The sequence below is a fragment of the Lysobacter sp. A286 genome (genome assembly GCF_054052105.1).
This window is the reverse complement of sequence record NZ_JBSVRJ010000001.1, coordinates 1,186,553-1,199,312: the sequence shown is the minus strand read 5'-3', so window position 1 is coordinate 1,199,312 and position 12,760 is coordinate 1,186,553. Positions and strand designations below refer to the sequence as shown.

Below are 12,760 nucleotides of genomic sequence, written 5' to 3'. Positions count from 1 at the left end.
CAAAAAGCACGCCGCCCGGTTGAACCGCAGCGCCCTGCCCGAACTCACCCTCGCCATCGTCGCTGCCTTGCTGGCCCTGGGCCTGTCAGGCTGCGGCAGCCAGGCCGCCCCTGTTGACGCCATGCCGGCGCCTGCAGTCAGCGTTGCCCAGGTGATCGAGAAACCCGTCCAGCAATGGGACGAATTCACTGGCCGGATCGAAGCGGTGAAATCGGTCGAGTTGCGCCCGCGGGTCAGCGGCTACGTCGAACGCGTTGCTTTTGACGAGGGCGAGGAAGTCGCCAAGGGCGACCTGTTGTTCGTGATCGACCCGCGCCCGTACAAGGCGGCGCTGGCGCAGGCCCAGGCCAATCTGGAGCGCGCGCGCAGCGAAGCCGGACTCGCTCGGGCACAGAGCAAGCGCGCACAGACGCTGGTGGAAGCCAAGGCGATATCGCGCGAGGAAGCCGAAGCCCGCCGGGCCGGTGCAGCCCAGGGCAGTGCCGCAGTGCGCGCCGCCGAGGCGGCGGTCGCCACCGCGCGGCTCGACCTGCAGTTCACCGAGATTCGATCACCGATTGACGGCCGCGCGGGACGTGCGCTCATCACCGCCGGGAACCTCGCCCAAGCCGATTCCACGGTGCTGACCAGCGTGGTCTCGCTGGACCCGGTCCACGTGTATTTCGAGGGTGATGAGCAGACCTACCTGAATTATCGCGAGTTGACCCGCAACGGCGACCGCGCCAACTCGAGCAACCCGGTCCGGGTCGGCCTGGCCAACGAGACCGGTTTCCCGCATGAGGGCACGGTCGACTTCGTCAACAACCAGGTCGACCCGGCCACCGGCACCATCCGCCTGCGTGCGGTGCTGCCCGATCCGGAGCACGTGTTCACCCCGGGCCTGTTCGCCCGCGTGCAACTGGCCGGCGGCAACAAGTCCGAGGCGCTGCTGATCGACGACAAGGCGGTCATGACCGACCAGACCCGCAAGTACGTCTACGTGCTGGGCGAGGACAACAAGGCTGTGCGCAAGGACGTGCAACTGGGCGACAAGGCCGAGGGCCTGCGCGTGGTGACGGCGGGGTTGACTGCGAAGGACAAAGTAATCGTGCACGGGGTGCAGAAGGTGTTTTTCCCCGGCATGCAGGTCGATCCGAAGACCATCGCGATGGGCGGGCCACCGGCCGGAAAGCCGGTCGTGGAGCCGGTCGACCAGGTGGCCACCACGGCCGGCTCGAAGTGATGCCCTCGCCCACCTGACTTCCGTCCTCACCGTCATCCCCGCGAAAGCGGGGACCCAGTGACTTTGGCGCTCGACGTGGCACTGGATTCCCACCTTCGCGGGAATGACGGCCCTTCGCAATGACGACCCCTTCGCAATGACAGCTCCTCCGCTTTCGCTGAGGCACTGAATTCCGCTTTTTCCCGGCAACGACGGCTCCTCGCTGACACCACAAGCCCGAAACAGGACATCCCCCATGGATTTCTCCAAGTTCTTCATCGACCGGCCGATCTTCGCCGCAGTGCTGTCGATCGTGATCTTTGCCGCTGGCCTGATCGCGATCCCGCTGCTGCCGATCAGCGAGTACCCCGACGTCGTGCCGCCCTCGGTGCAGGTGCGCGCGGTCTACCCCGGCGCCAACCCCAAAGTGATCGCCGAGACCGTCGCCACGCCATTGGAGGAAGCGATCAACGGCGTCGAGGACATGATGTACGTCAAGTCGGTCGCCGGCTCCGACGGCGTCCTCGTCACCACCGTGACCTTCCGCCCCGGCACCGATCCCGACCAGGCCCAGGTGCAGGTTCAGAACCGGGTCAGCCAGGCGCTCGCCCGGTTGCCCGAGGACGTACGCCGGCAAGGCGTGACCACCCAGAAGCAGTCGCCAACACTGACCATGGTGGTGCACCTGATCTCGCCGGACGGCGAGTACGACTCGCTGTACATGCGCAACTACGCGACCTTGAAAATCAAGGACGAGCTGGCGCGCATTCCCGGCGTCGGCCAGGCCTCGTTGTTCGGTTCCGGCGACTATGCGATGCGGCTGTGGCTGGACCCGGACAAGCTCGCTTCCCGCGGCCTGACCGCGAGCGACGTGGTCAACGCGGTGCGCGAGCAGAACGTGCAGGTCTCGGCCGGCCAACTCGGCGCCGAGCCGACTCCGAACGACAGCGACTTCCTGATCTCGATCAACGCCCGCGGCCGCCTGCAGACCGAGCAGGAATTCGGCGACATCGTGATCAAGAGCGGCAACGACGGCGAGATCGTGCGGTTGTCCGATGTCGCCCGTATCGAACTGGGCGCCGGTGACTACACCCTGCGCGCGCAGCTGGACAACAAGGACGCGGTCGCGATCCCGATCTTCCAGTCACCCGGCGCCAACTCCATCGAGCTGTCCGACGCGGTGCGCGCGAAGATGGCCGAGTTGTCGACGCGCTTCCCCGAGGGCATGGAATACAAGGTCGTCTACGACCCCACCGTATTCGTGCGCGACTCGATCAAGTCGGTCGTCACCACCCTGCTTGAAGCGGTGCTGCTGGTGGTGCTGGTGGTGATCCTGTTCCTGCAGACCTGGCGCGCCTCGATCATCCCCCTGCTGGCGGTACCGGTGTCGATCGTCGGCACCTTCGCTGCGTTGTACCTATTGGGGTTCTCGATCAACACGCTGACGTTGTTTGGCTTGGTGCTGGCCATTGGCATCGTGGTCGATGACGCGATCGTGGTGGTCGAGAACGTCGAGCGCAATATCGAGGAAGGCAAGACTCCACTTGAAGCCGCACACCAGGCCATGCGTGAGGTCTCCGGGCCGATCGTTGCGATCGCGCTGGTGCTGTGCGCGGTATTCGTGCCGATGGCGTTCCTGTCAGGCGTGACCGGCCAGTTCTACAAGCAGTTCGCGGTGACGATCGCCATCTCCACGGTGATTTCGGCGATCAATTCGCTGACGTTGTCGCCGGCGCTGGCTGCTTTGCTGTTGAAGCCGCGCGGCGCGGCCAAGGATGCGCCGACGCGATTGATCGACCGGCTGTTCGGTTGGATCTTCCGGCCATTCAACCGCTTCTTCGGCAAGAGTTCCGAGCGTTATCAAAGCGCGGTGTCGCGTTCGCTCAACAAGCGTGGTGCGGTGTTCGCGGTCTATGCGGTGCTGCTGGTAGCCGCCGGCCTGATGTTCCAGGCGGTGCCCGGTGGCTTCATCCCGACCCAGGACAAGCTGTACCTGCTCGGTGGCGCCAAGTTGCCCGAAGGCGCATCGCTGGAACGTACCGACGCGATGATCCGCAAGATGAGCCAGATCGCATTGGAGACCGAAGGCGTCGATTCCGCGATCGCATTCCCCGGCCTCAACGCGCTGCAGTTCACCAACACGCCCAACACCGGCACCGTGTTCTTCGGCCTCAAGCCGTTCAGTGAGCGCGACCGCACGGCCACCGAGATCAACGCCGAGCTCAACCAGAAGATCGCCGGCATCCAGGAAGGCTTCGGCTTCTCGATCATGCCGCCGCCAATCCTCGGCCTCGGCACCGGCTCGGGCTATTCGTTGTTCATCCAGGACCGTGCGGGATTGGGCTACGGCGCGCTGCAGGATGCGGTCAGCGGCTTCCAGGGCGCAATCTCGCAAACGCCGGGCATGGGCTTCCCGATCAGCAGCTACCAGGCCAACGTGCCGCAGCTCGACATCGAGGTCGATCGGGTCAAGGCCAAGGCACAGGGCGTGTCGCTGACCAACCTGTTCGACACCTTGCAGACCTATCTCGGCTCGGCCTACGTCAATGACTTCAACCGCTTCGGCCGCACCTACCAGGTGATCGCGCAGGCGGATGGCCAGTTCCGCGACGAGATCGGCGACATCGCCGACCTGCGCACGCGCAACAACAACGGCGAGATGGTGCCGATCGGCAGCATGGTGAAGATCAGCCGCACCTTCGGTCCCGACCCGGTGATCCGCTACAACGGCTATCCGGCCGCCGACCTGATCGGTGACGCGGATCCGAGCGTGCTGTCGTCGAGTGAGGCCATGGAGACCCTCGTCGCGATGGCGCCGCAGGTGCTGCCCAATGGCATGGAGATCGAGTGGACCGACCTGAGCTTCCAGCAGGCGACCCAGGGCAATTCGGCACTGGTCGTGTTCCCGCTCGCGGTCATGCTCGCCTTCCTCGTGTTGGCCGCGTTGTACGAGAGCTGGACGCTGCCGCTGGCGGTGATCCTGATCGTGCCGATGACCCTGTTGTCGGCCCTGGTCGGCGTGTGGATGACCGGCGGCGACAACAACGTGTTCGTGCAGGTCGGGCTGGTCGTTCTGATGGGGCTGGCGTGCAAGAACGCGATTCTGATCGTCGAGTTCGCCCGAGAACTGGAGATGCAGGGCATGGGGATCGTGGAGGCCGCGCTGGAAGCGTGCCGCCTGCGCCTGCGCCCGATCGTGATGACCTCGATCGCCTTCATCGCCGGCACCATCCCACTGGTATTGGCCACCGGTGCCGGCGCGGAGGTGCGCTCGGTCACTGGAATAACCGTCTTCGCCGGCATGCTCGGCGTAACCCTGTTCGGCCTGTTCCTGACCCCGGTGTTCTATGTCGCCCTGCGCAAGCTGGTGTCGCGACGTGCCGGCAAGCGGGCGCACAGCGAACTGAAGGAGATCACCCATGCGTAACTTCAACCCCGCGGCGCGAACCGCCTCGCGCGCCTTTGCAATCGCGCTGCTGCCAATCGCCCTCGCCGCCTGCATGGTCGGTCCCGACCATGTCCGCCCCACCCTGTCGGTGCCAGAGCAGTTCGTCCGCGACGACACCAATCCCGTCGCGGTCGCGCCACAGCCCCAGCCGGATGCGGACTTCTGGAACGCCTTCGACGACTCGATGCTGACCCGGCTCGTCGATGAGGCGCTGGTGGCCAACTACGACCTGCGCATCGCCCTGACCCGCTTCGACCGCGCCAATGCCCTGCTGCGCGGCTCAGGCTTCGACCGGTTGCCGGCCGTTACCGCCGGCGCCGAGGCGAGCGATGGACGCGCCAGCGCCGACCAGACGCCGGGCCTGTCGCGCGAGCAACGCGACAGCGAAAGCTACTCGGCAGGTATCAACGTGGTCTGGGAACTCGACCTGTTCGGCCGCATCCGCCGTGGGGTCGAGTCGCAACGCGCCGAAACCGCCGCGACCGCGGCCGACCTCGCCGCGCTGCAGGTCGCCATCGTCGCCGAGGTCGCGCGCAGCTACATCGATCTGCGCGGCCTACAGGAGCGCCTCGATGTCGCCCGCGAAAACGCCGACAACCAGCGCGAGACCCTGCGCATCGTGCAGGTCCGGCTCGACGCAGGTAGTGCCACCGGCTTCGATCGCGCCCGCGCCAGCGCCCAGTTGCAGGCGACCCTCGCCCGCGTGCCGGCGCTGGAGGCCGACGCCGCGGTAATGATGCACCGACTCGCGGTGTTGACCGGCAAGGCACCGGGCGCTCTCGTCGTCGAACTGGAACAACCCGCCAACCTTCCGGCCCTGCCCGCCCCGATCGATCCCGGCACCCCCGGCGAGTTGCTGCGCCGTCGCCCCGACATCACCGCCGCCGAGCAGCGCCTGCACGCCGCCACTGCGCGCATCGGCGTCGCCACCGCCGACCTGTTCCCACGCTTCACCCTGGGCGGGCTGATCGGCAGCCAGGCCATCGACACCGGCAACCTGTTTGAACGCGACAGTGAAACCAGCCTGATTGCACTGGGCATCGACTGGTCGTTCCTCGACATCGGCCGCGTCCGCGCCCGCATGGCCGCCGCCGATGCCGATGCCGCCGGTGAGTTGGCGGCATACCAGCAGACGGTGATGCTGGCGCTGGAGGAAACCGAAAACGCGCTGGTCCGCTACGCCCGCACCCGCACCGAGGACGAGCATCTGCAGCAGGCCGCTACCGACAGCGCTCGCGCCGCTGAACTGGCCCACGTCCGCTACGACGCCGGCGCGACCAGTTTGCTGGAAGTGCTTGATGCCGAGCGCACGAAACTGCAGGCACAGGACGCGCTCGCCGATGTCCGCACCCGGGCAGCGACCAGCGCGGTAGCGCTCTACAAGGCCATGGCCGGGGGCTGGCCGAGCCGCATTCCGCTGCGGGAGGACGTGGCAAGCGCCGATTGAGCCCCCGGTGAATCAGGCGCTCGACAGCCTTGGTTGTGTTGCTGACCCCGCCGGCGGGCCTACTGCTGGGCGGCGCGCTGATCATATTGGGTGCGCGCACGCCGTCCGAAGCATTTCACTCGCCTTCAGTCCAGGCACTCCCATGGTGGAGTGTCGCCCCACCGCTCGGCGAGGAAATCGACGAACGCGCGCGCGAAACGACGGAGAGTTGCCAACCAGATGAGGCGAACCGGTAATCCCCTGGAGCGCGCCGAGGACGACATCCAGCTGCATCCTACCGACCTTGCGCGAACAACTGATCGAGTCTGTCCTCGTACGCGTGATAGTCGAGAAAATCGTAGAGTTCGGTCCGCGTCTGCAGCGTTTCCACGATGCTCTTCTGCGTGCCCTCGCGACGTACCGTCTCATAGAAGTTCAGCGCGGCCTTGTTCATCGCTCGATACGCGCCGCAACAGTAGAGTGCAATGTCGATCCCGGCATCCCCAAGTTCGCCGGTGCTGAAGAAAGGAGTCTCGCCAAACTCGGTGAGGTTCGCTACCACCGGCACCTTCACCGCCGCCTTGAACCGGCCGAAGTCCTCCAGCGTACTGATTGCCTCGGGGAAAATCATGTCGGCACCGGCCTCCACGTAGGCCGTCGCACGCTCGATCGCCGCATCAACGCCTTCGGCTGCCGCTGCGTCGGTGCGCGCCATGATCACGAACCCATCATCTGTGCGCGAATCCACCGCCGCCTTGATCCGGTCGACCATTTCCTGTTTCGTCACGACTTCTTTGCCAGGACGGTGGCCGCAGCGTTTCTGGCCAACCTGATCCTCCATATGAACCGCAGCGACGCCGGCGTTAATGAAAGAGCGGATGGTGCGGCCAATGTTGAAGGCGCCGCCCCAGCCGGTATCGATGTCGACCAGCAACGGCATCTGCGTGGCATCGACAATGCGACGCGCGTCCGTGAGCACATCCTCCATCGTACTGATACCCAAATCGGGCATACCCAGAGAGTTGGCTGCGACACCGCCACCGGAAAGATACAACGCCTTGTAGCCCGTACGCTTGGCCATTAGGCCGGCGTAGGCAGTAATGGCACCCATCACTTGAAGCGGGGACTCTTCGGAAACGGCTGCGCGAAAACGTGCGCCTGCAGAAATTGGGGTCGACATCAATGGTGTCCTTGTAAAATGCGCATGAAGTCAGCGGATTCAACTTTGAAGTGCGCGCTGATCATGGCTGAAGAATACCTCGCTCGGGGTCAGGCAACCGATATGTAGCCGAGTTGATCTATGCCTGGCGTCCCATCCCGGGGACTCACATTGCGGCCAACTTCCAATACGTCGTCCACCCGGGCGGCAACAGCCGCAACAGCGACGCGCTCGTGGTCGGACTCAAAAGCAGCCTCGTCTTCTGAGCGTCGAACGCTTGTATACATCTCGCAGACGTCCGCTGCGGGAAGGTTGCAGGGCCATCACCGGAGGAAATCACTGTGCCAGATACCCAGTCGCATCGCGCCCCCATGATCACCGGCGCCGTTTTCCTGGTGATCGGCTTGGCCCTTGTGGGCGGCGGCGGGTGGCTGGTGCTGCTTGGCGGGTCCTGGTATTACCTGCTCGCCGGCCTGGGTTTCGCATTGGTAGGGGTGCTTCTGTGCATGCGCCGCCGGATGGCGCTGATCCTCTATGCCTTGTTGATGCTGGCCACGCTGGTCTGGGCGTTGTGGGAGTCGGGGCTGGACTGGTGGCCACTGGCCAGCCGGCTCGGGGTGCCTTTCCTGCTCGGTATCTGGCTGTTGCTGCCCTGGGTCCGCCGCGGGCTGGATCAGCACCACTCCAGGATCGCCGGACCTGACCGGCAACCTGCTCCGCGCAGCTCCTGGATACCCCTGGCGGGCGTCGTCACCGCGACCTTGTTGCTGTCGGTTGCCTCGTGGTGGAACAACCCGCATCGCATCGAGGGCAATGCACCCGGTCCGCGACCCGCGACCGGCGCCCTCACCGAGGCCGTGCCCACCGACGAGTGGCATGCCTACGGACGTACCCAGCAGGGCCAGCGCTACTCACCACTGACCCAACTCACCCCGGCCAATGTGGCCGACCTGGAGGTCGCCTGGACGTACCGCACCGGCGATTTTCTGGGCCAGCCCGGCGACCCGGTAGAAACCACCTTCGAGGTCACGCCACTGAAGGTCGGCAATCGCCTGTTCCTTTGCACGCCGCATCAGTCCGTCATTGCCCTGGACGCCACCACCGGCGAGGAGGTATGGCGGCTGGACCCGAGGATCCAGGGCAAACTCGCACTGCAGCACCTGACCTGCAGGGGGTTGTCGTACGCTGCCAAGCCCGCTGACACGGGAGATAACGTGGATAACGCGGCGACTAGCGCAAGCCCGGGCGACCATCCGGAACTGGCTGGTGATGCGCTCGCCGCCGATGATGGCACCTCGCCTGTGTCCGGCACGCAAACCGATGCTGGCAATGATTCCGCGACGTCGCAGCGCACCTCCTCCGGCGCGCCCGTCGCCGTCACCCATCTGCCGATAGCCGACGGCTGCAGCGCTCAATTGTTCATGCCCACCGCTGATGGGCGCCTGATCTCGATCAATCCCGAAAATGGCAAGGTCTGTCCAAACTTCGGCGACGGCCGCGGCCAGATCGACCTGTGGCAGAACATGCCGAACGTCAACCCGGGTTCCTATTACTCCACCTCGCCGGTGGTGGTGACCGACTCACTGGTCATCGTCGGCGGCACGGTGCTGGACAACGTGAGCGTCAACGAAGCGTCGGGCGTGATCCGCGCGTTCGATGTCGATACCGGCGAGCTGGCGTGGAACTGGGATTCGGGCAACCCCGACGACACCGCGCCGCTGGCCCCCGGCGAGACCTACACGCCTTCCTCGCCCAACAGCTGGTCCATCTCCAGTGTCGACGAGGCGCTGGGGCTGGTGTACGTACCGCTCGGCAACCAGCCGCCCGACCAGTGGGGCGGTGATCGCAGCGAGTCGGTCGAACGTTTCTCCTCCAGCGTCGTCGCGCTCGATCTCGCTACCGGACAGGTGCGTTGGGTATTCCAGACCGTGCACCACGACCTGTGGGACTACGACGTACCGGCCCAGCCGACATTGATCGACCTCACCGTGGATGGCCGCACCGTCCCGGCGCTGGTGCAACCGACCAAACAGGGAGAATTGTTCGTGCTCGACCGCCGCACTGGCGAGCCGTTGTTGCCTGTCACCGAGATGCCCGCGCCACAAGGTGCCACGGAAGGCGACTGGACCGCCTCGACGCAGCCGGTGTCGGCGCTGTCGTTCAATCCGCCGCCACTGACCGGCGCCGACATGTGGGGCGCGACCCTGTTCGACCAGCTCGCCTGTCGGATCGCGTTGCGCAAGCTGCGTTACGAGGGTCGCTACACCCCGCCGTCCGAGCAGGGATCGCTGATCTACCCGGGCAACTTCGGCGTCTTCAACTGGGGTGGCATAGCGGTGGATCCGGTGCGTCAGATCGCATTCGCCATGCCGACCTACCTGGCGTTCACCTCCACCCTGGTTCCGCGCGAAGACGACGAAACGCTATACGTGCAGCCCGGCGGCGCACCTCCACATGGCGCGCTACCGAGCCTGAACGAGAACTTCGGCGCGCCATTCGCGGTCGAGATGGGGCCATTCCTGTCGCCCATCGGCCTGCCCTGCCAGCAGCCGCCATGGGGCTACGTGGCCGCCGCAGACCTCACCACTGGCGAGGTCATCTGGCAACACCGCAACGGCACCGTGCGCGACCTCTCGCCGGTGCCGCTTCCCTTCCGGATGGGCGTGCCCGGTATTGGCGGTCCGATCATGACCGGCGGCGGCGTGGCGTTCCTGTCCGGCAACCTGGATGATTACGTGCGCGGTTACGACGTCACCACCGGAAAACAGTTGTGGCAGCAGCGCCTGCCCGCCGGCGGACAGGCCACGCCGATGACTTACACCGGAACGGATGGGCGCCAGTACCTGGTGGTGGTCGCCGGTGGGCACGGCTCGCTGGGCACCACGCCGGGTGATTACGTGATCGCCTACGCGCTGCCGTCTGCTCAATGAACCCTTGAACCCCGGTCCGTCCGGGCGTCATGGGTTCTCGACCGCTCACATACAAAAACGGGCTCCCTGGGGAGCCCGTTTGAAGTTGCGCTGCCGGGGCAAGCCCGGCAGACACGCCCGTTAGATCGGTCAGGAGCGCAGCGGCACCAGCGTTATCTCGACGCGGCGGTTCTGCGCGCGACCCGAATCGGTGTCGTTACTGGCAACCGGACGGCTCTCGCCGGCACCGGTAATGATGAACCGGTCACGTATCACTCCCCTGGCCATCAGGTAATCGCCCACCGCGTCCGCCCGACGCACGGACAGTTGCTGGTTGTAGGCATCGGTACCCTTGCTGTCGGTATGGCCGGCGACCTCGATGATGGTCTGGTTATACTGGGTCAACGTGCCGGCCAGGTTGTTGAGCACCGGATAGAACTGGGCCTGCAGCGATGAGCTGTCAAAGCCGAAGGTGATGTTGTCCGGCATGCTCAGGGTGATGTTGTCGCCCTGGCGCACGATATCCACGCCGGTGCCCGCCATCTGGTCACGCAATGCGCGTTCCTGGCGGTCCTGATAGTTGCCGATCGCACCGCCGGCCAGGCCGCCGACACCAGCGCCGACCAGCGCACGCTGGCGGCGTTCGGTGGCGTCGCCGCCGCTGAGCAGGCCCGCAACCGCTCCCGCCACCGCACCGATGATCGCGCCCTTCTTGGTGCGGTCATTGCTGGGGTCGGTCTGCTGTGCATACGGGTCCTGCGGTTGGCCGTAGTACCCGCCGCCGCCGGTAGCGCAACCACCGAGCAACGCGGTCGTCATGGCAACGGCGAGTACGATCTTGACTGGGTTTTTCATGGGAGTGTCCTTCCTGACAGTGAGCCTGAGAAACATACGGCGAAGCTAACCACGTTCCTGTATGAACAAGGTGACGGCGAATTTTACCTGTTCAGCATTCGGCAGGCATAGCAGCCGGCAAGTTACTCGAAGCTGCCGATTGAATCGTGCGACAGGTTGTCGAATCGCGTGTACTCACCGAAGAACTTCAGCTTCAGCGATCCGGTCGGGCCGTTACGCTGCTTGCCGATGATGATCTCGGCCAAGCCCTTGTCGGGCGAGTTTTCCTTGTTGTAGTAGTCATCGCGGTAGATGAACATGATGACGTCCGCATCCTGCTCGATTGCGCCGGACTCCCGGAGGTCGGCCATCACCGGGCGCTTGTCGGCGCGGGTTTCCAGCGAGCGGTTAAGCTGCGACAGCGCGATCACCGGCACGTTGAGCTCTTTGGCCAAGTGCTTCAGGGAGCGTGAGATCTCGGAGATCTCGGTGGCGCGGTTTTCGGTATTTCCCGGCACTGCCATCAACTGCAGGTAGTCGACCACCACCAACCCCAGGTCGTGCTCGCGCTTGAGCCGACGGGCCTTGGCGCGCAGTGCGTCCGGCGACAGGCCGGGCGTGTCGTCGATGAATATCTTGGATTCCTTCAACATCCGGATCGCGCTGGTGACCCGGCTCCAGTCTTCGTCCTCCAACTGACCACTGCGCAGGCGCTGGGCATTGACGCGTCCGTTGGAGGAAATCAGGCGCAATGCTAGCTGGCTGGCCGACATTTCCATCGAGAACACCGCGACCGCCTTCTTGCTCTTGATCGCGGCGTACTCGGCGATGTTCAGCGCCAGCGTGGTCTTGCCCATCGCAGGACGCGCCGCCAGGATCAGCAGGTCGGTCGGCTGCAGTCCGGCGGTCATCTCATCCAGCTCGGTGTAACCCGTCGGCAGGCCGGTGACCGTGCCGCCGGCGGCGTAGCGCGTCTGCAGGACATCGAAGGCTTCCGACAACGCGGAGTTGATGGCGGTGAAATCGGTGCGGCCCCGCGCACCGGCCTCGGCGATCGCGAATACCTGCTGCTCCGCCGAAGACAGCAGCTCGCTGCTCTCGCGGCCCCCGGGCTGGAAACCATCGTTGACGATGGTGGTGCCGACCTCGATCAATTTGCGCAGCACGGCCTTGTCGCGGACGATTTCGGCGTAAGCCTTGATGTTGGCCGCCGATGGCGTGGTGCTGGCCAGCTCGATCAGGTAGGCGCCGCCAGCAACCTGCTCGCCCTCCCCCATCGATTCGAACCACTCGCCCAGGGTGACCGCGTCGAAGGGTTTGTTCTTTTCGGCCAGCTCGCGGATCGCGCGGAAGATCAGCTGGTGGTCGCGCCGGTAGAAGTCATGTTCGGCGAGGCTGTCAGCGACCTGGTCATAAGCGTCCGGAGCCAGCATCAGGCCGCCCAGCACGGCCTGCTCGGCTTCGATCGATTGTGGTGGAATCCGCAACTGGTCCAATCGTTGGTCGGAGCGGGTCTCGAAGCGCGAATCACTGCGCTGTTCACCGCGGAAGCCGGGGCGTGCACTCATCAAGGACAGGTTCCTGGCAGTGGCCGTGCGGCAGGGACGCGCGCAGGTCGAACAAGCATCCTAGTGCGGGATGCGCGTGAGGGTTGCAGACAAGTCTGTGGATAACTGGTGGATAGCGCGGGACAAGTCGGCAAAAACACGAAAGGCGCCTCGCGGCGCCCCTCGCTTTATCAGACAAACGTGCCCAGCGTGCGGACCGGGGCGAACCCCCGGGC

Annotated in this window: 8 protein-coding genes; 5 read left to right on the top strand and 3 right to left on the bottom strand. The window is 65.2% G+C overall.

The window, feature by feature from the left end; all coding sequences use genetic code 11:
* Positions 1-19 precede the first annotated feature (19 nt).
* From ACW7G0_RS05620 to ACW7G0_RS05610, 3 genes are all read left to right on the top strand, one after another.
* A complete protein-coding gene (locus tag ACW7G0_RS05620) occupies positions 20-1,222 on the top strand; it encodes an efflux RND transporter periplasmic adaptor subunit (RefSeq protein ID WP_456989459.1) in 1,203 nt (400 codons plus the stop codon).
* A 235-nt stretch (positions 1,223-1,457) separates the two neighbouring features.
* Positions 1,458-4,628: an efflux RND transporter permease subunit gene (locus ACW7G0_RS05615; RefSeq protein ID WP_456988196.1), complete on the top strand. Its 3,171-nt coding sequence runs from the start codon at positions 1,458-1,460 to the stop codon at positions 4,626-4,628.
* A complete protein-coding gene (locus ACW7G0_RS05610; protein ID WP_456988195.1) occupies positions 4,621-6,096 on the top strand; it encodes an efflux transporter outer membrane subunit in 1,476 nt (491 codons plus the stop codon). The genes ACW7G0_RS05615 and ACW7G0_RS05610 overlap by 8 nt, the downstream gene beginning before the upstream one ends.
* Before the next feature lie 274 nt (positions 6,097-6,370).
* Here the strand turns inward: ACW7G0_RS05610 and prpB are convergent, their stop codons facing one another.
* Positions 6,371-7,255: a methylisocitrate lyase gene (gene prpB / locus ACW7G0_RS05605; protein ID WP_456988193.1), complete on the bottom strand. Its 885-nt coding sequence runs from the start codon at positions 7,253-7,255 to the stop codon at positions 6,371-6,373.
* Between the two features lie 74 nt (positions 7,256-7,329).
* Here prpB and ACW7G0_RS05600 point away from each other — a divergent pair, with 74 nt between their 5' ends.
* A complete protein-coding gene (locus tag ACW7G0_RS05600; protein ID WP_456989458.1) occupies positions 7,330-7,500 on the top strand; it encodes a carbohydrate porin in 171 nt (56 codons plus the stop codon).
* Positions 7,501-7,575: 75 nt separating this feature from the next.
* Positions 7,576-10,164, top strand: coding sequence for a glucose/quinate/shikimate family membrane-bound PQQ-dependent dehydrogenase (locus ACW7G0_RS05595; protein WP_456988192.1), 2,589 nt, complete (start codon positions 7,576-7,578; stop codon positions 10,162-10,164).
* A 129-nt stretch (positions 10,165-10,293) separates the two neighbouring features.
* Here ACW7G0_RS05595 and ACW7G0_RS05590 read toward each other — a convergent pair whose 3' ends face one another.
* Both ACW7G0_RS05590 and ACW7G0_RS05585 read right to left on the bottom strand, forming a co-directional pair.
* Entirely contained in the window at positions 10,294-10,998 is a 705-nt protein-coding gene (locus tag ACW7G0_RS05590) for an OmpA family protein (RefSeq protein WP_456988191.1), read from the bottom strand.
* 122 nt (positions 10,999-11,120) lie between these two features.
* Positions 11,121-12,545, bottom strand: coding sequence for a replicative DNA helicase (locus tag ACW7G0_RS05585; RefSeq protein WP_456988189.1), 1,425 nt, complete (start codon positions 12,543-12,545; stop codon positions 11,121-11,123).
* Between the last annotated feature and the right edge of the window lie 215 nt (positions 12,546-12,760).